The following is a 20,458-nucleotide window of genomic DNA, read 5'->3' on the forward strand; positions in this document are numbered from 1 at the left end:
GCGACCCATATCAATCTTTCATTCAGGCAACTCCTTTGCCTGATATCAATAAGCGAGCTACATAGTAACTCACTTATTGAGCGATGTCTTATGTTAAACGGCTATTCATTCACCAGCTCGAATTGTTCGGTTTGGTTGGTTTTCGTCGTAAACAGCAGACCAACAATCATCATAAATACGCTAGGCATAATCCAGCTAGCAAAGTCATTGTACAGAGGCATGTAATTACCCATCCACTCATCGGTGGAATCTGGCATGTAACCTAGGATGTGCAGCGCATCAACACAACCAAACGTTAAAGCAGTGAACGCCGTCGCTACCACCATGATTTGTGACATCTTGTTGCGCACTGGTGCCATGACCATCAACGCAATCGCGACTGGGTGAAGCGCCACAACCGCTGGCAATGTGATAGCCAATAGTTGCTCTAGACCTACGTTAGCGATCAAACCTGCCAATACCATGGTCGTGATAACGCAGCCTTTGTAGTTCACTTTGCTGAAAGTGTTGTCGTAGAACTCACTGCCTGCGGTGGTTACGCCGATAGCAGTAGTCAAACACGCCAATACCATCACGGCCCCTAGTAATAGTGAGCCAAATGCGCCGAAGTGGCTAAAGGTGAATGCCGTTAAGATGTCGCCACCGTTACTGAATTCAGAGCCTAAGTATGAGCTTGTTGAGCCAATGTAAGCCAATGAGATGTAAACAAATGCCATGGCAACCGCGTACATTAAAGCAGCAATTAGTGTGTATTTTGCAGTGGCTTTCGGGCTATCCACACCCATGCTGCGAATCGCGCGGAAGATAATCCAACCAAAACCGATAGAACCTAGCGCATCCATGGTCATGTAGCCTTGGGTCAAGCCTTCAGCAAATGCGCCAGATACGTATGGTCCTGTTGCGGTAGTTAGCTCACCTGCAGGAGAAATCAAAGCCGTCACAGACATGATGATCAAGATACCCATCAAGGCAGGCGTTAAGATCTTGCCTAGGTTGTCGACCAACTTACCCGGATATAGGGCAAATAGAATGGTGATAGCACAGAGGGCAATAGTGAAAGGCACCAAAGCGGCATCACCAAACATTGGTGCAAAGCTAAATTGGTAAGCGACGGTAATCGCACGTGGGATCACGAACGCAGGGCCAATCACGATAAACACCATCACCCAAAAACTGGTCGCCAAAGGTTTAGGTAGGGCAGCGGTTAATTTGTCTGAACCGTTTACGATAGCCACCATCACCAGTGCCATCGCAGGCAGACCTACACCCGTCAAGAGGAAGCCAGACATCCCGCTCAGAAAGTTTTCACCTGCTTGGTAACCCAAAAATGGAGGGAAGATCAGGTTACCCGCGCCTAAGTACATGGCGAAAGTCATGAAGCCCAAAGCGGCGATATTGCGTGCGCTTAACATTGTTATTCCTCTTATGTTTCGCTTGGAAGAAACTGAAAGGAATGGGAGGAGTATGTGGTGTTCCCGTCAGCTTCTTCTCAAGCTGACAGAAAGTTTAGATATAGCCTGTCAGCTCTGAATCAGTTTCAGAGAGAGCAGGAGGATCGCAGCAGCAACGCCAGATGGGCGTTTTAAAGCGAATTGTAATTGCGCAGTTGCTGACATGGGTGATCCTTAAAGACGAAAAAATACCAAGGAATACGTTTGCCTTGGCGTGTTGTTACACTAACGAACATAGGGCCATTGGCACAACCCCGAAGTAGAAAATAAGTTGATACGGTCAATGTTTATTTCTGAACTGGTGGATCGAGCTGCTTTTTAAATTAAAAATTAGAATAAATGACTTTTCATTTTTGTAACATGGCTTTCTTTGCTGTATTTTTGTGCTATTTGTAGTCGTTTAGGCTATAAACCTCAGCTGATAAATTGAGCAGTTTAGAATGATGCGCTTTTTCTTCTTATTGTTAAGACGCTCATTAGTTGCAATTCAATCCAAAATTGCATCGGCAAAATATTGCTTATTAGTGAATCGTGCATTTATTTTGTCTTGATCACATTTTATTAACCTTTTGCGATCTAGGCGTGCAACCTTCTCCTCTTCAATGAGCAAGATCTTGCTCATTACTTTGCTATCAAATCAGCATGATTTTGCTCATTTTTGATGTCTTTCAGCTCTTAGTTCAATAAATACAAAGGGTTAAAAGTTGGCATTTCAATTGCTCTAGGGAATGTGTTGTTAATAAAGGTTTAACATGATGTAAATCCCCAATCGTGAAACGACTACACGGAGAGTAATAATGAAAATGAATAAGCTGGTAAAAGCTTTGGCTGTCGCTGTGACTTCTTTTGGTATTGCTGCTAACGCTGCGGCAGAAGATCGTAGCTATATTCTTGCAACGGCATCGACAGGTGGTACTTACTACCCTGTGGGCGTAGCGTTGGCGACGTTAAGCAAAGTGAAGTTGGCACCAAAGCACCACTTCTCCCTTTCTGCAATCAGCTCTGCGGGCTCTGGTGAAAACGTTAAACTGCTGAATGAAAACGAAGCACAGTTCGCGATTCTACAAGGTCTTTACGGTGCGTGGGCTTGGTCTGGTGAAGGTCCTTATGAGAAGAGCGGTCGCCAAGAACAACTGCGCTCAGTCTCTATGCTTTGGCAAAACGTTGAGCACTTTATTGTTCGCTCTGACCTAGCAAAAACGGGCACAGTGACTGATCTGAACAACCTAGATGGCAAGAAGTTCTCTATCGGTAAGAAGAACTCAGGAACTGAGAACTCTGGTCGCCAAATCATGAAAGGTCTGAAGGTCGACCCTGATAAATTCAATCTTGCTTACATGGGTTACGGCGGCAGTGCGAGCGCACTTCAAAACGGCACCATTGACGGCATGAACACGCCTGCGGGTGTACCTGTTGGTGCGGTCACTCAAGCTTTTGCTGCGTTGGGTAAAGACATTTCGATTCTTTCGTTTACTGACGAACAAATCAAAGAGGCGAACGGCAATTACAACCTATGGACGAAGTACGAGATCCCAGCGAACACGTACCCGGGTCTAGATAAGCCGATCACCACCATTGCACAGCCTAACTTCTTGGCAGTTCGTGAAGATATCTCGGAAGAAGACGTTTACCAGCTAACCAAAGCGATCTACGAGAACCTGCCTTTCCTACAAGGCATCCACAAAGCAACAAAAGCAATGGCGATTGAGAAAGCGATCGCTGGCTTGCCAGTGCCTCTTCACCCAGGTGCGGTGCGTTACTACAAAGAAATGGGCATCGAAATCCCATCAGACCTAATGGTGAAATAACGCCAACTTCGCCCCGAGTTTCGGCTCGGGGCATTTTATCCCTACCGATTTCTAAGATGGAAAAAGCCGCCAGAGCTTGGAGTATGAGATGAGCGACTCAATAGAAAAGGAATTGCAGAAGTTTGAGCTGCCCACGCGCACTGATTTTCCGTGGGTAACCACCACAATCACAGTGTTTGGCGTGGTGTTGTCTGCTTTGCACATTTGGTTTAATACCTTATCGACGTTACCAGAGTTATGGATTTCCGCGACCCACTTTGCTGGCTTTGCGGTGATTTGTGCGCTTTGGTATCCGGCTCATATCTCTCTCAAGCAGAGTAAGATTGCACTCGGCATCGATGTGTTGATTGCCATGGGCGCGGTCGCGTGTTTGCTCTACATTCCCTATGCCGAAGATGCGCTATATGAACGCGGTGTGAAGTTCGTGACCAGCGATTGGGTCTTCGCCATCATGGCAATTTTGATTGTTATCGAACTGATTCGACGCACCATGGGCTGGTTTATTCCAGTGTTGATTGTGGTGTGTTTAAGCTACGTTGTGCTTTGGGGTAAGTGGGCGACAGGTATTTTCCACTTCCCGGGTTTGAGCATGGAAACCTTGCTCTACCGCAGCTTCTATTCTTCTGAGGGCATGTTTGGCTCTATCTCACGCATCAGTTGGACTTTCGTATTCATGTTCATTCTGTTCGGTGCGTTTCTTGTTCGCTCTGGTGTCGGTGATTACATCATCAATGTGGCACGTGCTGCGGCTGGCAAAATCATTGGTGGTCCCGGTTTTATCGCAGTGATTGGCTCGGGATTGATGGGCTCAGTATCTGGATCTAGTGTGGCAAATACGGTTTCAACTGGTGTTATCAGTATTCCTTTAATGCAAAAAGCAGGTTTCCCTTCGCGCTTCGCGGCGGGCGTTGAAGCTGCGGCGTCGACAGGTGGTCAGCTGATGCCACCAGTGATGGGCGCGGGCGCTTTCATCATGGCGTCTTACACGCAAATTCCTTATGTCGATATCATCGCGGTTTCTTTCATTCCTGCTCTTATCTATTTCTTGTCCGTGGCGTTCTTTGTGCGTATTGAAGCCAAACGCAGCGGCGTTCAAAAAATCACGACAAGTGATGAATCTCTATTAAAAGTGCTGATCAGCGGTTGGCACAACCTTATCCCACTGGCGGTATTGGTCACTTTGTTGGTTCAAGGTTTTACACCGACTTACGCTGCAGGTTTGTCAATCATTTCTGTGGTGGTGGCTTCTTGGTTCTCGAAAGATCATAAGATGGGACCAAAAGCGATCATCGAAGCGCTATCGCAAGGTGCAAAGAACATGGCGACAACCGCCGTATTGCTGGTGGGTATCGGTTTGGTGATCAACGTGATCAGTACAACTGGCATCGGCAACACCTTCTCACTGATGATCGACGGTTGGGCGAATGGCGACTTGTTCATCATGATCGTTCTGATTGCGCTCGCTTCTCTTGTTTTAGGTATGGGTTTACCTGTGACAGCGGCGTATATTGTATTGGGTACTCTGTCTGCCCCTGCGCTTTACAAGTTAATTGCCGAAAACCAATTGCTTGAATTGATGGTGTCGGGTCAATTGCCTGAACAAGCAAAAGCTATCTTCATGTTGGCGGCGCCAGAAAAGTTGGAACTGCTTAATGCACCAATGGCGTTGGAAACCGCGAAAGAAATGGTGGCGCTAGTACCTGCGGACTTTATGGAAACCCTACTAGAGCAAAGTTTGGGTATGGAAGCGGTAGGCTTGGCATTGCTGGCTGCTCACCTCATCATCTTCTGGTTATCGCAAGACAGTAACGTAACGCCTCCAGTGTGTTTGACCGCATTTGCAGCGGCAACCATCGCGAAAACACCTCCAATGCGTACCGGCCTGATGGCGTGGAAAATCGCTAAAGGTTTGTATCTTGTACCGCTACTTATTGCCTATACAGGCTTGGTCAGTTGGGATGTGACGTCGGTAATTACCGTAGGCTTCTTTGCCATCATCGGTACCTATGCATTGATTGGTGCGATTGAAGGCTACTTGGAAGGTCCTCTAAACATTCTGACGCGTCTCTTGTTGGTAGTGGTGGGTACATTGCTAGTTTGGCACGATATCCCAATGTTGGTTCGTGTGGCAAGCTGCGCGGTATTTGTCGCGGTGTTCATTTACAGTGGTCGCAAGTTCAAATTGCAACAATCTCAACTATCGGTTTTATAAGAGGTCGTATGAAATCAGTCTATGACTACATCATTGTTGGTGGCGGTATCGTTGGTGTGTCGACAGCATGGCAACTACAGCAACGTCATCCAGACAAATCCATTTTATTGGTTGAGAAAGAGTCCGGTTTTGCCCAGCACCAAACCGGACACAATAGCGGCGTGATTCATGCCGGGGTGTACTACGCACCGGGCAGCTTAAAAGCGGATTTTTGTAAGCGTGGGGTAGAGCGAACCATTTCGTTCTGCGTTGAGCACGATATTCCGGTGGAGAACTGTGGCAAGTTACTGGTTGCGACCAATGAGCAAGAAGTCGAACGCATGAATGCCCTCTATGAGCGCTGCCATGTCAACGGCATCGACGTAAAGCTACTCGATGAAGTTCAACTTAAACTGGCTGAACCAAACATCACGGGATTGGGCGCGATTTATGTCAAAACCACCAGTATTGTGGACTATCGTTTGGTCACTGAGCAGATGGCGGAAGAGTTCAAAAAGCTCGGCGGTCAAATCAGCTTGAGAACCAAAGTGGTGGCTGCCGAAGAGAAGGACGAAGAAGTTCAACTGACCTGTATTTCAGACGGTCAAACCATGCAGCTCAATGCTAAGTTCTTGGTTACTTGCAGCGGCTTGATGGCGGATCGCATGACGGAGATGATGTCTATTCCGACCGATTTCCAAATCATCCCTTATCGTGGTGAATACTACCGCTTAGATAGCAAACACGACCAAGTGGTGAATCATCTTATTTATCCAATTCCCGACCCTGATTTGCCATTCTTGGGCGTCCACCTGACTCGCATGATTGATGGCAGTGTGACCGTAGGTCCAAATGCGGTGCAAGGCTGGAAGCGAGAAGGGTACGACAAGGTTAACTTCAGCTTGCAAGATACCATGCAAATGCTGAGCTTCTCCGGTTTCTGGAAGGTGACACAAAAGCATCTAAAAACCGGATTGGATGAGTTTAAGAACTCGTGGTGGAAGCCGGGCTATCTCAAGCTGGTCAATAAATACTGCCCAAGCATCAAGGTAGACGATCTCAAACCATATCCTGCGGGTATTCGTGCGCAAGCGGTGTTATCCGACGGAACCTTGGTTCATGACTTCTTGTTTGCCGAAAGCGCCAGAAGCCTGCACGTTTGCAACGCCCCCTCTCCAGCAGCGACATCTGCAATGCCTATTGGAGAGTACATTTGCGATAAAGTGAATGAGAAGATAGAGGCGAAAACCGAGACGGTTTAACAGTAAAAAGCCATGTTAAAATATATGAGCGAAAAGAATGCTTTTCTAGAATATTGACTGGTATGTTATTTGCCGCACAATAATGTAATTAGTATGTAAGAAATGGTTTTAAAGTGTCGTAATACAATGTCAACTTCAAATTTTATAGGTGATTTTTTGTTCTTTCAGTTTTAATCTTCATCAGATGGAGGGACTATGATTACAAAACAGCACCTTAGAAAAGTATGGAAGAATGAAACTAAAGTTTCAGAAGACTATTTAGTGATTATAAGCAAAGAACTTTCTATGAAGATCTCTGAATGTAAGTTAGATAGTGAACTGAGACTGTCACACTTTGTCGCTCAATTAGCAAAAGAGGTTGGTCCTGGAATGAGAATGGAGGAAAACCTGAATTATTCAGTTCAAGGATTGAAAAGCACTTTCAGAGTCTATCGGAATAGGCCGGCGTTAGCTGAAAAGCACGGGAGAAAAAATGCCATCAATCAAAAAGCAAACCAAGAAGCGATAGCAAATAATGCCTATGCCATGAAAATAGGCAATGGTGATGCAAGTACCGGAGATGGATGGAAATATCGCGGTAGAGGAATGATACAGTTAACAGGGAAAGGAAACTATTTAGCGACAGAAAGCATACACGCAAATATTTGGAACGAAAATACGAGTTTCTCTTCTTCGCCCCAGTTAGTTGCTCAACCTAAATATGCCATCAGGACTGCTATGATTTTTTGGCTGAAGAATAAACTATATTTAAAAGCCGATAAGGGAGCATCTAGAACGGTTACTGATAGTATTACTAGGGTTATTAATAAAAATACAGATTCATATGGACAACGACATGAGATATTTACCGAACTGTATAAAAAAGGTATTTTCAAAGAAATTTTTAAGTAGGGCTTTTGGAGCTTGTTTGATAGTACATTACCCTGCATTTTCCTTTCAGTTAACTAGTGTCGACGATGGTTATTTTCTGACTGATAATAAGTTTGAATCGGATTATATGGTATATACTCCGGGCGCGAAGGAAGCGGAAATTACTGATGCATATGACTTCACTTGTGTTGGTAGCAAAATCGAAGTGGTTAAAATTAGAAGTGAAATTAACAATGCCGTGACTCATGGAGAGCAGCTCCAATATTACTTTTTTCTTGTTACTGAGAATAAAGCTTACTGGCCACTTAGAATTGTTGAATCTTTCCAGACCGTGGACAAAGATTCCCAGGAATTAGTGTCAGAACATTTACCTTTCACAAAAAATGATGACCTTGGGTTAGCTTGTGATTTAGTTAGGCCTCAGGTTGAAAGCTATTACTTTTCCCAAGCTTTTGAAGCGATACCTAAACATACCAACAATAAAGGCGACTGAATCAGTCGACTTTATTGTGTCGGCTGTAAAGTTGTAGTGTCTATTGCTATTTAGGGCAGAGTTCCCCTTTCTTTGCGTGTCTTTCTATCATGTAATCGCCTCGGGCACTGTGCAATACAATTGCATTCCAGACTTGACCATCTTGCAACTCGAACTCAAACGCATAATGGGTGCCGCCGACCATTTTCGTTCTCACCTCATGAATTGCTTTCAATTTATCATCGGCATTCATTTGATAAAGCACCATGTTGAGTGAGCGTCTGGCGTCAGGAGTTGCTTCAGCAAGTTGCCAATGGCCCTGCTCGTCTGTTGCGGAGCAAATAGACCGCATTTTACTTTTCATGGCGGATGACATCTGCTTGTCTACGGCCAATGCATTTGGTGAAAACAGTGGAACCGTCAAAAGAATCAAAGTTACCAGAAACCGCTTTAAGGTCATAAAAACACTCCGTTGTTTTACTCTTGCTTGAGTATAGACCTCAATGGCTTCAGATGTGGTGCAGTAGACTCTGGGCCTACAATATCGCAGTTCGTATCAACGAACTGATGATAAACAAGGCGACCACGCTTGCCAGCCAAATGCCAATGAACCACAAAATGGGTTTTAGTTTCATCAGTGATATCCTTCTCCACGTTTCATCTTGCCGCGGAAAACCCAGTACGAATAAGCCGTGTAGGCTACGATCAGAGGAAGTAATACCACCGCACCGGCAAGTAAAAATGCCAAACTCTTATCTGGCGCGGCGACGTCTTGATAAGTGAGTGCGAATGGGACCAAGTAAGGGAATGTACTGACACCGAAACCCATCGCGGACACAAGAAACAGGCCGATCGCAAGAACGTAGGCTCGGACGGCTTTGTGGTCGAGCAATGCTTTGAATAGCTGCCAAATAAGTGCCGCTGCAATAATTGGTAAAATGAAAAACAGTAGCGAGTTTGGTAATGAGAACCAACGTTCAAATACGATATTTTGGCTCAATGGCAGCCACAAACTGGCGATGAATATACAGGCTACCATCGCTAGTCCCCATCGTCGCGCGACCACGTAATAGCGCCCCATCAGCTCTTCTGGAAGCTTGATTAATAACCAGCATGAACCGAGCAGAATATAAGCACAAACAAGCGCCAGGCCACAAAATACGCTAAATGGCGAAAGCCAATCAAACCATCCACCTGCGTATGCTCGTTCACTAACCTCTATACCTTGGAGCAGGGTTCCGAGCATAATGCCTTGCATCAATGCCGCGGTGAGTGAACCAATGAAAAAAGCGCTATCCCATAAAAACTTTCCGCGTTGTGTTCGGAAGCGATACTCAAAAGAAACCCCGCGCAGAATTAACCCGAGCAGCATTAAAATCAGAGGAGCATAGAGTGCTGGCATAATGACCGCGTAGGCGAGGGGGAACACGGCAAAAAGCCCACCACCGCCAAGAACTAGCCAAGTTTCATTCCCATCCCAAACAGGAGCGATGCTATTCATCATCATGTCGCGCTCTTCATCGTCATTAGCGCTGAGGAATAGGATACCAATACCGAGATCAAAGCCATCTAACACGACATAAATCAGAACGGCGAGCCCAATCAAAGCGTACCAAATTAATGCGTAATCCATGAGTTAGCTCCTAGGTTAGATGGTTAGAATGTGTGATGGCATCAGTTTTCGTGCCATCAGGAAGTCGGCTATCTAGACCTTCTTCATATCGAGTTGGAGACTTGCGCATCAAACGTAGGAGATAGAAGAAGCCAGCTCCAAAAACCACAAAGTAAACCACGATGAACGCCGTCAGGGAGACGCTCACCGCGGCGGCATCAATAGGCGATGCCGAATTGGCTGTGGTTAAAAGACCGTATACGGTGTAAGGCTGTCGACCGACTTCGGTAGTTATCCAGCCTGCTAAAACTGCAATAAACCCCGCTGGGGCAAACAGGACACAAATACGTTGAAGTGCCCTTGAATCAAAAAGTTTGCGACGTTTTCTTAGCCAAAGGCTCCACAAACCAATAACAAGCATGCCAAAACCAAGCGCGACCATTACTCGGAAAGACCAGAAAACGATAGATACAGGAGGGTGTTCCTCCTCTGGAAAAGCATCTAACCCCTTCACTTCACCGTTGAGGTCATGAGTTAAAATCAAACTACCGAGTTTGGGGATTTCCAGTGCGTATTCCATACGTTTTTCTTCATCGTTAGGGATACCGAAGAGGATCAATGGCGCGCCTTGGTGAGACTCATAGTGCCCTTCCATCGCGGCGACTTTGGCGGGTTGATGTTCAAGGGTGTTTAATCCATGCATGTCTCCAGCAACGATTTGAATTGGTGTCACGATGGCAGCCATCCACATTGCCATCGAGAACATAATTCTGGCTAGAGGGTTATGGTTTGCTTTTAGTAAGTGGTAAGCGGCAACGCCAGCTACAACAAAGGCAGTAGTAAGGTAAGCGGCGAGCAACATATGAACGAGCCGGTAAGGAAAAGAAGGGTTGAAGACAATCGCCCACCAGTCTTCTGGGATAAACTGTCCGGCTTCGTTGATACTATAGCCCGCTGGTGTTTGCATCCAACTATTAACCGAAAGTATCCAAAACGCAGACAAAAACGTCCCGAATGCAACAATGCAAGTCGCGGCGAAGTGAAGCTTCTTACCCACCTTATCCATACCGAAAAGCATCACGCCTAAAAACCCCGCTTCGAGGAAAAACGCAGTAAAAACTTCATAACCCATCAGCGGGCCTAGGATTGGGCCTGTTTTGTCGGCAAACACGCTCCAGTTAGTACCGAATTGATAGCTCAACACGATGCCACTCACCACACCCATACCAAAACTGATGGCAAAGATTTTGAGCCAGTACTTATAGATTTGCATGTACTGTTTGTTGCCCGTTTTTAGGTACAAGCCCTCTAATACAGCGAGATAACTTGCCAAACCAATCGTAAAAGCTGGAAAAATAATGTGGAAAGAGACAGTAAAGGCAAATTGGAATCTAGCTAGGTCAATGGCGAGTGTGTCCATGAGCGGTCCCTTTTTCGTTGGATAAACTGTTCGCCGGATTTAAAGAGGAGACAGAAGAGTGGCGAACAAGGTGAAGTACGAAGAAGGAAGACGAAGAGATTAAAAAACGATCGCTTTTTACACATGTGCGTACCATCTTTTAGATAAAGGAGGAGCGTTATGAGCCTTAAACATTACTTTGAGAAAGCGACACCTAAGTTTGGTCCAGGTGGGAAGTATCACAAGTTCTACCCACTTTTCGAAGCTGTCGAAACCATTTTTTACACGCCTGGTAAGGTAAACCAGGGCATGACTCACGTTCGAGATAGCATCGATTTAAAACGTATTATGATCATGGTGTGGTTGGCGGTCTTCCCTGCCATGTTCTGGGGTATGTACAACGTAGGCCAGCAAGCGAGTGATGCCTTGTTGTATGGAATGGATCAAGCCTCAGCTCAGCAAGCGCTTGTTTCTTCATGGCAACTGAGTTGGGTATGGGGCTCGTTAGATGCGGTTTCACAAGCGGGGTGGGGAAGTAAAATGTGGCTTGGTGCTACTTACTTTCTCCCGGTTTATGCGACGGTGTTTATCGTTGGTGGTTTCTGGGAAGTTCTGTTTGCTATTGTGCGAAAGCATGAGGTAAATGAAGGTTTTTTTGTCAGCTCTATACTCTTTGCGCTGATTCTTCCTCCGACAATTCCACTATGGCAAGCGGCTTTAGGTATCACTTTCGGTATTGTTGTGGCGAAGGAGATTTTCGGTGGTACTGGACGAAACTTCCTAAATCCAGCTTTAGCAGGGCGAGCGTTCTTATACTTTGCCTATCCTGCCAACATGTCCGGTGGTGCTGTGTGGGTCGCGGCTGATGGTTACTCTGGCGCTACTCCACTTAGTCAATGGTATGAAGGCGGGCAAAGTGCTTTGATAAATAATATGACAGGACAAACAATTTCATGGGGAGATGCTTTTGTTGGTAATTTACCAGGCTCGATGGGTGAAGTCTCCACGTTGTTGATCGCACTAACAGGCTTGGTTCTCATCTTTATGAAGATTGCATCGTGGAGAATTGTTGCGGGCGTGTTGGTCGGTTTAATCGGAGCTTCATTACTATTGAATGCGATCGGTTCAGACTCTAACCCCATGTTCTCCATGCCGTTCTACTGGCACTTCGTGATTGGTGGGGTTGCGTTTGGTACCTTCTTTATGGCGACAGACCCTGTCTCGGCAGCTTTTACCAATAACGGGAAATGGGCATACGGACTATTAATCGGCGTGATGACGATTTTTATCCGAGTGCTGAACCCGGCTTATCCAGAAGGCATCATGTTAGCGATTCTATTTGCTAACTTATTCGCGCCACTTTTCGATTACCTAGTCAAAGAAAGTAATATCAAACGCAGAATGAAAAGGGCGAGACCTTCTTAAAATGAGGGTGACCTCACTGAAAATTGATTGAAAACTGCACTATATTGAAAAGGTCAGAGACATGGGGTTTCTGACTTTTTATTTTTATCAGGAGGACGAAGACGATGAGAATAAAGGATATTCTCGATAGCCGTTTGGTGCTGTCGTTCTGGTATAACCTAGACTACTGCTTGTCTCTTCTTAGTAAAATCTCTTCTCGTTGATTTCCTCAATGCAATCGCATTGAAAAGCATTCTATCTATTTGTTTTTTAGTCTTACGTGAAACTGCGTAGGGCAATGCGTATAAGGAAATTAACAATGAAACGTATTCCAGAACCTTTCCGTATCAAAATGGTTGAGCCAATCAAAATGACGACTTTGGCAGACCGTGAAGTCGCGTTAAAAGAAGCGGGCTATAATCCATTTCTTCTTCGTAGTGATGATGTTTATATCGATTTGCTGACTGACTCAGGCACTGGTGCCATGAGTGATAATCAGTGGGCTGGTATCATGATGGGGGATGAATCCTATGCGGGGAGTCGAAATTACTACAACCTGTGTGATGCAGTGGAGCACTTCTTCGGTTATAAGCTCACCGTGCCTGCACACCAAGGGCGTGGTGCCGAGCAAATTTTGTTCCCAGCTTTGATTGAGCGTATGCGTCAGGTGCGTGGTGGCGAAACGCCAGTATTTATCTCGAACTACCATTTTGATACCACAGCGGGTCACATTGAACTCAATGGCGGTAAAGCGATTAACGTGGTAACGGAAGAAGCATTCGACACCACTACGCCTTATGATTGGAAGGGCAATTTTGATATCGATAAGCTGGTGGCAACAATTGAAGCGCACGGTTCGCATAACATTTGTGCAATTATCACCACGATTACTTGTAATAGCTCCGGTGGTCAGCCTGTGTCGATGGAAAACATGCGCAGTGTGTACGAGATTGCAACCAAGTACGATATTCCAGTGGTGATTGACTCGGCTCGTTACTGTGAGAACGCCTACTTTATCAAGCAGCGTGAAGCGGGTTACGAGAATAAATCGATTCTGGAAATCATCCGTGAGATGTACCAGTACGGTGATATGCTCACCATGTCAGCTAAGAAAGACCCGATGGTAAACATTGGTGGCATGTGTTGTATTCGTGATCATAAGGAGTTGTTCCAGGCGGTGCAGACGCGCTGCGTACCCATGGAAGGATTTGTAACATACGGCGGCATGGCTGGGCGTGATATGGAAGCGCTCGCTCGCGGTTTGTATGAAGCCGCGGATGAGGATTTTCTTCACTATAGAATTAGCCAAGTTCAATACTTAGGTGAGCGCTTACGTGAAGGCGGTATTCCGATTCAATACCCAACGGGTGGTCATGCTGTGTTTGTGGATGCCGCTAAGATTTTGCCACATATTCCAGAGGATCAGTTTCCTGCGCAGGTATTGTGTAATGCTTTGTACTTGGAAGCGGGTATTCGAGCAGTAGAGATAGGATCGTTGCTGCTTGGTCGAGATCCGGAAACGGGTAAACAAAAAGTGTCAGAGCTTGAGTTGATGCGTTTGACCATTCCACGTCGTGTCTACACAAACGATCATATGGATTACATTGCGGATGCGATTATCGAACTGAAAAATCGTGCACATGAGTTAAAAGGGCTCACTTTCGAGTACGAGCCACCAGTGCTGCGCCACTTTACTGCTCGATTTAAAGAGATCGATTAACTCAAGTTTAAATCTAGATAAGCAAAAGGCCGCGAGTTTCGCGGCCTTTTTCGATTCGTTTATTTCTTAGCGTTACACTTACGCCAACTCTAATGTGATGCGAACGAACTGGTCGTCTTGATACTGCACTTCATAATTGAAGGTACCACTGGCGTAAATGCTGCCAAGAAAAAGTGAACGTTGACTCATTGGTCCGCGGAACAGCATCGAAATAGGAGCGATTAGGGCGTTATTATCATCGAAGTGCTGATTTAAGTTCTCAGAAAGCACACACAGCAAACAGCCGTGTTGGTCGTGAGATAAGTCGACGTCTTCCGGTCGAGATAATAACACGGTAGTCCCCAGTTTCTTCTCAATCTCGTTGATCAGCAGCAAGTAGCTATCTAGATCGGGTTGAGGGTTGCTGGGTTTGTCTGCACCGACGCAGCGCTCGAGTAATGCTTCCAGATTTCCGTTCTCACCTTTTGCCTGCTGAGTCAAAGATTTTAACGGCTTTTTAATCAGCTTATAGCGATTACTCTTCAGTTTTGGTTTCAGCCATTTCTGAAGTAAGTCATTACGTTCTTTAAGGGAGAGGCCATGCGAGGACGCGTGAATTTTAAAGTGCAGGTGTAATAAAGCGTGAACCGCAAGCTCACTCAGAAGTTGATTAGCATCTGTAGACTGTCTTGCCTGCTTAGAACTTTGCATTACACTCGAACAAAATTAGGGAAGAAGGATAATGGTGCCGAGAGAGGGACTCGAACCCTCACACCAAAGGCACTAGCACCTCATGCTAGCGTGTCTACCAATTTCACCATCTCGGCATCATGATGCTCTGAATACTCAGAGGCCTCGAAAGAAGCAACGCGAATTGTATAACCAAAATCCACCTGTTGGCGAGAGCAAAATGACGAATTTTGGCTCTTTCGAGTTTGATTGCATATTTATTGGTCACTTTTATGTTTTTTACCATCAACGCCTATCCTTATGCCCTTACTTTTATTAATAGTATGACGACAAAAGAGTACTTTTGCCTAAATTTTGAACGCTTGAACGTTTGCGTAAATAAATGTGATGAATATCTCTTTTTGTTGGCTATACTTGCGTCCCGTTTAAGCGGGAATTAGGGTTTAGTTGTTCAGGACCCTTACCCATACAAGCCGTCACATGGAGCAGGCCAAGCAACATGCTCGCCAGCAGTGAATGACCCCACGGACCGGACCAGCTACGTTCAATTGCTTGTATAAGGTAAAAATAAGATGTCGAACTATTCGTTCTGTCTACATTCTGGATCTAAAAGTGAGTTATCACTCGCTGCGTTGTCCCTTTCTTCTGCCAATTCCTTTGGCTCTTTTTTCTTTTTCAACGTTTAGTAGGTCCAGCTCATGAGTGTTCTATTTAGTCTATTTGGTATTGTTGCACTGCTAGGTTGTGCTTTCCTACTTTCTGAGGGTCGTTCTTCCATTAATTGGAAAACTGTATCTCGCGCCTTGATGCTACAAATGGGGTTTGCTGCTTTGGTGCTCTATTTCCCGTTGGGTCAAGCGGCGCTGGCGAGTTTAAGTAATGGGGTCGCGGGGCTACTCAGCTTTGCTGATGAAGGGATTAAATTCCTCTTTGGTGACCTCGCTTCTTCTGGCTTTATCTTCGCTATTCGTGTCCTTCCTATCATCATCTTCTTCAGTGCTCTTATCTCCGCCCTTTACTATTTGGGCATTATGCAAAAAGTGATTCAATTTATTGGCGGCGCTATCCAGAAGTTCTTGGGTACGAGTAAAGCAGAGTCTTTGGTTGCAACAGGGAACATCTTCTTATCTCAAGGCGAGTCACCACTTCTTATTCGTCCATTTCTTTCTAACATGACTCGCTCTGAACTGTTTGCCGTGATGGCTGGTGGTATGGCTTCAGTGGCGGGCAGTGTGCTTGGTGGTTATGCTGGTTTGGGTGTCGACCTCAAATACTTGATCGCGGCAAGCTTTATGGCAGCGCCAGGTAGTTTGATGATGGCAAAAATTATCGTTCCTGAGCGTCAAACGCCAAGCGATTACAACAATATTGAGCTAGATAAATCAGAAGAAAGCAACGTAATTGATGCGCTAGCAAGCGGTGCTATGGGCGGTATGAAAGTTGCTGTTGCTGTTGGTACCATGCTTATCGCTTTCGTGAGTGTTATCGCGATGGTGAACACGGGGCTAGAAAACTTGGGTGAGATACTTGGTTTCTCTGGCGTAACGCTACAAGCGATTTTTGGTTATTTGTTTGCACCTCTCGCATGGTTGATTGGTGTGCCAAGCCACGAAATCCTAGCTGCGGGTTCATACATTGGTCAGAAAGTGGTGATGAATGAGTTTGTTGCGTTTATCGATTTTGTGCAGCACAAAGCGACACTGTCTGAGCATACTCAAATTATTATCACTTTTGCGTTGTGTGGTTTTGCGAACATTGGCTCAATTGCGATTCAGTTGGGTTCTATCGGCGTGATGGCACCTGAGCGCCGCAAAGATGTTGCAAGTCTAGGCCTAAAAGCGGTTGCTGCTGGTACACTCGCTAACCTGATGAGTGCGTGCTTAGCGGGCATTTTTATCTCTCTCTAATTTAGATTGAAGATACACACTAAAAACCCGCCTAAATGGCGGGTTTTGTTATTTCTAAGGCTTGGGCATTAAGCCGTAAGGTATCGATTTAAAAGCCTCTGGGTGCTCTTGATAAGTTGGCGCTTTATGTACCCCTTTCCAATCGAGCAGCATGATGGCTAGCACGTTACGGTGTTCGCCGTACTTGAGATCAAAGTTACCGTCGACCGACGGAATCATCCCTTTTTCTGCGTTGATTGCGTGACGAATGGCTTGGCGGGTTTTCTTTACGACCGGATCATGGTCCAAGCCTGCTAACAAAAACGAAATGCCGACTTCCGCAATCACGTCTTCTTTGGCGCGCAGTAGGATAGTGTCGATATTGTTGCGAAAGTAATCATAAATCCATTGGTGTTTCTTCTCGCTTACTCGCTCCTGATAATACTGTGAATCGGCAAAGATGATGTGCGTCATACCATAGAGTTTGTTCCAATACTGCTGAGCTGAAAGCATCTTATCTTTATCGTCGGGGTAGGTGTCACGGAAGGTTTGAGTGAATTCCTCGACCACATCTTGCTCTCCTAACTGACGAAGCCAGTAGACTTGGTTTGCAAGCTGAGCTGCCCATGCCTCTATCATCTCTTTGTCCGTAACGTAACGCGAGAAATCGTAGCGCCTAATAATTTTTCTCAGCGTTTTGTCTTGTTTATGTTGTAGGCCATATTCGTTTGCTCTTGCCATTGCGCCAAGCAAATCCACACCAAGATAAAGGTACTCAGGATGGTGTTTAGTCACGGTATAGCGTCGCTGCCCTCGTTCGGTTTCTTTCTCTTGATACGTGGTCAGCCTTTGAGATGAATAGAGAATGATGTCTTCTGGTTCAACAACTTCATTAGCAAATTGGTTTAACCGGCTGGCTACTTGTGCCATGTCGGTCCAAATGGCAGAGTGATATTTCTCATCTAATGTTTGGCGGTACATGCGTAAGCCAAAATGGCCCTCTTTAAACGCCGGGAAAGTGAACAGTTCCTGTTCGTAGGTACTACGAATCAACTGCGCTGATTGAGTATTATCGAGAAGCGGTACCTCTTCCTGTGATGCCTGAGCTGCAAAGGTAAGTGAGCAAGAGAGTAAGACCGCTAAGCTAAGAGGTTTAATACGCATAAATCCATTCCCTATGAAGTCCTGAACCTAAACCTACCATCAATATTAATTGAGAATGTAAAAGCTGAGTCAATAGTTAAAAATTTGCCTAAAAGTCAGGTTGATACGTTCATCTTTGGTTTTCGCGGTTTTTGGTACGCAGTGCTTCCAGTGATGCTGGAGCTCGCCAGCCATAATCAGTAAGGAGCCGTGAGAAAGCTCGTATTCAATCTCAGTTTTACAATGTAAATTTCTAAGCAAAAATCGACGTGTTTCACCTAAGTTCAAAGATGCGATAACAGGGTTTCTACCTAACTCTGGTTCATTATCTTGGTGCCAGCCCATTGAGTCTTGGCCGTGTCGATATAAGTTAGCGAGAACAGAATTAAAAGTGACATCAGCAACTGATTCACAACGCACTTTCAACTGAGTTAACTCAGGAGTCCAAGGGTGAGGCTGCATGGTTAAGCCTGAGTAAGTATATGCTGCATCACCGTGCCACGCTTGTAAGCGAGGTTGAAGTACTGACTTGCCGAACATAGTAATGTGTTCTTGGTGCCATGGTAGTGTTTTTCGAAGTTGGTCAAAGTAATTATCCGCCTCAAGATGGCTAAGAAAATGAGGATCATAATAAAGTTTTCCTCTTTCTACTTCTTGCCATAGATCGCCGCCAAATAAATCGCCTTGTTGATGCATCATCTCACACCTAAAACATAAAAGTTGTCAATCACTGTTACCTTTCTGATTATGATTGGTTATTCTTGTGATAATAAGAATTTTAACAATAAATAAAAAATCTCGTAGTTGTATACGAGTTGTGGGGAGAAAATGCGTTATTTACCCAGAAAGCGATGCTATTTTGCATTGTTCTTCCTCACCTTTTTCGCTTTGTGTATTGGGGTTATCGAGCTGTTAAATCGAAACCAGCAAGAGCTTCACAAAGAGCGAGTTCAAGTTGAGGCCAAAGAACAACTTTCCATTCTCCGTTCCAATTTGGAAGCGGTACTTATGGCGGATATCTACAAAGCCAGTACTTTAGCGACACTCATTACTTTACTTCCTAAAAACCAAGAAGAAGAATTGAGTATCGCCGCTCACCGAATCCTAAATAAAAGTAAACATATTACAATCATCGGTATCGCGAAAAATGATGTAATTAGTCACGTATTTCCACGCCAAGGTAATGAGCGCCTAATCGGCCTTGATTACCGCGCAGTGCCACAGCAGTGGGTACAGGTGCAAAAAGCCAAGGATGTACAAGAAATTTTCATCGCAGGGCCCGTTACATTGATCCAAGGTGGCCGAGGTTTGATCGTGCGTGTGCCTGTTTTTCTTGATCCTCCAATGAATCAGGACTACTGGGGAGTGATCAGTGCGGTGATTGATTTCGATGCTCTGATGAGAGAAACCGGCGTAATTGATTTCTCGTATCGTTACCCTTTAATGATCCGTGGTTACGATAGCGGTGGCTCATTTGGTGATGCTTTCTTTGGCGCGCAAAGTGTAAATAGCATGGCATATGCAAAAGAGATGGTTCATTTTCCTTATGGTGGGTGGAGTATGGTGGTTTTCTCTGGAGGCAAAGCTGATCGCCAAATCTCTTGGCATCAGTTGCATTTAGCTAGAGTAATCGGCTATCCCATTATATTCGCACTTAGCCTCGCGCTGCTCGCCATTTATCGACTGTATACCATTGCAGATGACAGAGCTTTACACGATGAACTCACGCGTTTACCAAACCGTCGCTATTTTATGAAGTTTTACAAGCAGCAGTTCGAAATAGCGAAACGTTATAAAAAGCGTTATAGCTTCGCCTTAATTAATATTGACCTAGATAGGTTTAAACACATTAACGACACCTATGGTCACGACGCAGGTGACAAAGTTTTAATCGCTACGGCTGAAAGGGTAAAAAGCTCTCTGCGTAAATCAGACATCGTGGCCAGAATGGGCGGTGATGAGTTTTTAGTTGTAGTCCATCACCCTGGAACGGAAGAAAATGTTCAGTCCCTTCTACAAAAACTTCGATTAGCGCTATGCTCGACGCCCGTCATTTACGATGAAACGCTTATCTATTTGAAAGCCAGTATTGGGTACGCGATATTTGACCCGCAAATGTCATCTCCTGAGCAAATGATGAAAATAGCCGATGAGAGAATGTATCAACAAAAGCATGGCGGATGAGCCTGAACCCAGTTTCAATAAGGGGTTAGAAGAATGGTAAAGTTGGGAGCCCGAAATCTCATCATCATTGAGGTGCAAGAATATGTGACTTCATATGTTCACAGACACTTTGCTGAGAGAGTCGTTATTAGCAGTGCATTTAGTGGCATATTTGCATAATGTTGCATTTTGCAAATGCAGTTTGCGAAATTAATGGTTAATAAAGCAACGATATGCGTCTGGATCTACTAAAAAACGGCTTTTTTAAAGTTGGCACGCATCGTGCATTACTTAGAGTGACCCTTATTAAGCCGAGGGTCACCTAGCCAACTGACGTTGTTAGTGAATACAAATTGTTCACAAGTATATACCGCCAATCACGTTTATTGTGATTGGCGTTTTTTCTTT

16 protein-coding genes and 1 tRNA gene are annotated in these 20,458 nt (G+C 45.1%); 9 read left to right on the plus strand and 8 right to left on the minus strand.

From position 1 onward, the window contains the following. Positions 1-101 precede the first annotated feature (101 nt). Positions 102-1,412 carry a branched-chain amino acid transport system II carrier protein gene (gene brnQ / locus R7040_RS10145; protein ID WP_318096857.1) on the minus strand — a complete coding sequence of 437 codons (1,311 nt, stop codon included), beginning with the start codon at positions 1,410-1,412 and terminating at the stop codon, positions 102-104. Between the two features lie 836 nt (positions 1,413-2,248). Between brnQ and R7040_RS10150 the strand changes: the two genes are divergently transcribed. The 5 genes from R7040_RS10150 to R7040_RS10170 all read left to right on the plus strand — a co-directional run bounded on the left by R7040_RS10150 (position 2,249) and on the right by R7040_RS10170 (position 8,075). After that, complete coding sequence (locus tag R7040_RS10150) at positions 2,249-3,259, plus strand: TAXI family TRAP transporter solute-binding subunit (RefSeq protein ID WP_053307129.1); 1,011 nt, start codon at positions 2,249-2,251, stop codon at positions 3,257-3,259. A gap of 88 nt (positions 3,260-3,347) precedes the next feature. Continuing rightward, entirely contained in the window at positions 3,348-5,471 is a 2,124-nt protein-coding gene (locus R7040_RS10155; RefSeq protein WP_009705104.1) for a TRAP transporter permease, read from the plus strand. An 8-nt stretch (positions 5,472-5,479) separates the two neighbouring features. Continuing rightward, positions 5,480-6,712, plus strand: a complete 1,233-nt coding sequence (gene lhgO / locus R7040_RS10160; protein WP_318081310.1) for an L-2-hydroxyglutarate oxidase — start codon at positions 5,480-5,482, stop codon at positions 6,710-6,712. A gap of 195 nt (positions 6,713-6,907) precedes the next feature. Further along, positions 6,908-7,603, plus strand: a complete 696-nt coding sequence (locus R7040_RS10165; RefSeq protein WP_005374179.1) for a glycoside hydrolase family 19 protein — start codon at positions 6,908-6,910, stop codon at positions 7,601-7,603. 16 nt (positions 7,604-7,619) lie between these two features. Further along, positions 7,620-8,075 carry a hypothetical protein gene (locus tag R7040_RS10170; protein WP_064354486.1) on the plus strand — a complete coding sequence of 152 codons (456 nt, stop codon included), beginning with the start codon at positions 7,620-7,622 and terminating at the stop codon, positions 8,073-8,075. A gap of 46 nt (positions 8,076-8,121) precedes the next feature. On the opposite strand, the gene R7040_RS10175 is transcribed toward R7040_RS10170, so the two are convergent. The 3 genes from R7040_RS10175 to R7040_RS10185 all read right to left on the minus strand — a co-directional run bounded on the left by R7040_RS10175 (position 8,122) and on the right by R7040_RS10185 (position 11,086). Then, a complete protein-coding gene (locus tag R7040_RS10175) occupies positions 8,122-8,514 on the minus strand; it encodes a hypothetical protein (protein WP_053307134.1) in 393 nt (130 codons plus the stop codon). Positions 8,515-8,688: 174 nt separating this feature from the next. Further along, a complete protein-coding gene (cydB, locus tag R7040_RS10180; protein WP_064354487.1) occupies positions 8,689-9,687 on the minus strand; it encodes a cytochrome d ubiquinol oxidase subunit II in 999 nt (332 codons plus the stop codon). Positions 9,688-9,697: 10 nt separating this feature from the next. Next, positions 9,698-11,086 (minus strand): cytochrome ubiquinol oxidase subunit I, encoded by a 1,389-nt coding sequence (locus tag R7040_RS10185; protein WP_017635517.1) that lies wholly within the window; start codon positions 11,084-11,086, stop codon positions 9,698-9,700. Positions 11,087-11,245: 159 nt separating this feature from the next. Between R7040_RS10185 and R7040_RS10190 the strand changes: the two genes are divergently transcribed. Together R7040_RS10190 and R7040_RS10195 are read left to right on the plus strand one after the other, a co-directional pair. Then, positions 11,246-12,490 carry an NADH:ubiquinone reductase (Na(+)-transporting) subunit B gene (locus R7040_RS10190; protein WP_053304661.1) on the plus strand — a complete coding sequence of 415 codons (1,245 nt, stop codon included), beginning with the start codon at positions 11,246-11,248 and terminating at the stop codon, positions 12,488-12,490. A gap of 298 nt (positions 12,491-12,788) precedes the next feature. After that, positions 12,789-14,189 (plus strand): tryptophanase, encoded by a 1,401-nt coding sequence (locus R7040_RS10195; RefSeq protein ID WP_054728609.1) that lies wholly within the window; start codon positions 12,789-12,791, stop codon positions 14,187-14,189. Positions 14,190-14,267: 78 nt separating this feature from the next. On the opposite strand, the gene R7040_RS10200 is transcribed toward R7040_RS10195, so the two are convergent. Next, on the minus strand, positions 14,268-14,879 hold the full coding sequence (locus tag R7040_RS10200; protein WP_005374167.1) for a DUF2913 family protein: 612 nt from the start codon (positions 14,877-14,879) through the stop codon (positions 14,268-14,270). 32 nt (positions 14,880-14,911) lie between these two features. Continuing rightward, positions 14,912-14,995: transfer RNA gene (locus tag R7040_RS10205), tRNA-Leu, on the minus strand. A gap of 561 nt (positions 14,996-15,556) precedes the next feature. On the opposite strand from R7040_RS10205, the gene R7040_RS10210 reads away from it, so the two are divergent. Then, on the plus strand, positions 15,557-16,765 hold the full coding sequence (locus R7040_RS10210) for a NupC/NupG family nucleoside CNT transporter (RefSeq protein ID WP_017635515.1): 1,209 nt from the start codon (positions 15,557-15,559) through the stop codon (positions 16,763-16,765). Positions 16,766-16,819: 54 nt separating this feature from the next. On the opposite strand, the gene R7040_RS10215 is transcribed toward R7040_RS10210, so the two are convergent. Together R7040_RS10215 and R7040_RS10220 are read right to left on the minus strand one after the other, a co-directional pair. Further along, a complete protein-coding gene (locus R7040_RS10215; RefSeq protein ID WP_064354488.1) occupies positions 16,820-17,908 on the minus strand; it encodes a DUF3541 domain-containing protein in 1,089 nt (362 codons plus the stop codon). A 69-nt stretch (positions 17,909-17,977) separates the two neighbouring features. Continuing rightward, positions 17,978-18,583: an alpha-ketoglutarate-dependent dioxygenase AlkB family protein gene (locus R7040_RS10220; protein ID WP_005374161.1), complete on the minus strand. Its 606-nt coding sequence runs from the start codon at positions 18,581-18,583 to the stop codon at positions 17,978-17,980. 132 nt (positions 18,584-18,715) lie between these two features. On the opposite strand from R7040_RS10220, the gene R7040_RS10225 reads away from it, so the two are divergent. Beyond that, complete coding sequence (locus R7040_RS10225) at positions 18,716-20,071, plus strand: diguanylate cyclase (protein WP_213967481.1); 1,356 nt, start codon at positions 18,716-18,718, stop codon at positions 20,069-20,071. Positions 20,072-20,458: the final 387 nt, after the last annotated feature.

This window comes from Vibrio sp. 1069 (genome assembly GCF_033340555.1).

Excerpts from the sequence above, each read along its gene's own strand:
- R7040_RS10200 (WP_005374167.1), bottom strand. The coding sequence starts at position 14,879 with ATGCAAAGTTCTAAGCAGGCAAGACAGTCTACAGATGCTAATCAACTT.
- R7040_RS10185 (WP_017635517.1), bottom strand. The coding sequence starts at position 11,086 with ATGGACACACTCGCCATTGACCTAGCTAGATTCCAATTTGCCTTTACT.
- R7040_RS10220 (WP_005374161.1), bottom strand. The coding sequence starts at position 18,583 with ATGCATCAACAAGGCGATTTATTTGGCGGCGATCTATGGCAAGAAGTA.
- R7040_RS10225 (WP_213967481.1), top strand. The coding sequence starts at position 18,716 with ATGCGTTATTTACCCAGAAAGCGATGCTATTTTGCATTGTTCTTCCTC.
- cydB (WP_064354487.1), bottom strand. The coding sequence starts at position 9,687 with ATGGATTACGCATTAATTTGGTACGCTTTGATTGGGCTCGCCGTTCTG.
- R7040_RS10215 (WP_064354488.1), bottom strand. The coding sequence starts at position 17,908 with ATGCGTATTAAACCTCTTAGCTTAGCGGTCTTACTCTCTTGCTCACTT.
- R7040_RS10175 (WP_053307134.1), bottom strand. The coding sequence starts at position 8,514 with ATGACCTTAAAGCGGTTTCTGGTAACTTTGATTCTTTTGACGGTTCCA.
- lhgO (WP_318081310.1), top strand. The coding sequence starts at position 5,480 with ATGAAATCAGTCTATGACTACATCATTGTTGGTGGCGGTATCGTTGGT.
- R7040_RS10210 (WP_017635515.1), top strand. The coding sequence starts at position 15,557 with ATGAGTGTTCTATTTAGTCTATTTGGTATTGTTGCACTGCTAGGTTGT.
- R7040_RS10150 (WP_053307129.1), top strand. The coding sequence starts at position 2,249 with ATGAAAATGAATAAGCTGGTAAAAGCTTTGGCTGTCGCTGTGACTTCT.
- R7040_RS10195 (WP_054728609.1), top strand. The coding sequence starts at position 12,789 with ATGAAACGTATTCCAGAACCTTTCCGTATCAAAATGGTTGAGCCAATC.
- R7040_RS10190 (WP_053304661.1), top strand. The coding sequence starts at position 11,246 with ATGAGCCTTAAACATTACTTTGAGAAAGCGACACCTAAGTTTGGTCCA.
- R7040_RS10155 (WP_009705104.1), top strand. The coding sequence starts at position 3,348 with ATGAGCGACTCAATAGAAAAGGAATTGCAGAAGTTTGAGCTGCCCACG.
- brnQ (WP_318096857.1), bottom strand. The coding sequence starts at position 1,412 with ATGTTAAGCGCACGCAATATCGCCGCTTTGGGCTTCATGACTTTCGCC.
- R7040_RS10165 (WP_005374179.1), top strand. The coding sequence starts at position 6,908 with ATGATTACAAAACAGCACCTTAGAAAAGTATGGAAGAATGAAACTAAA.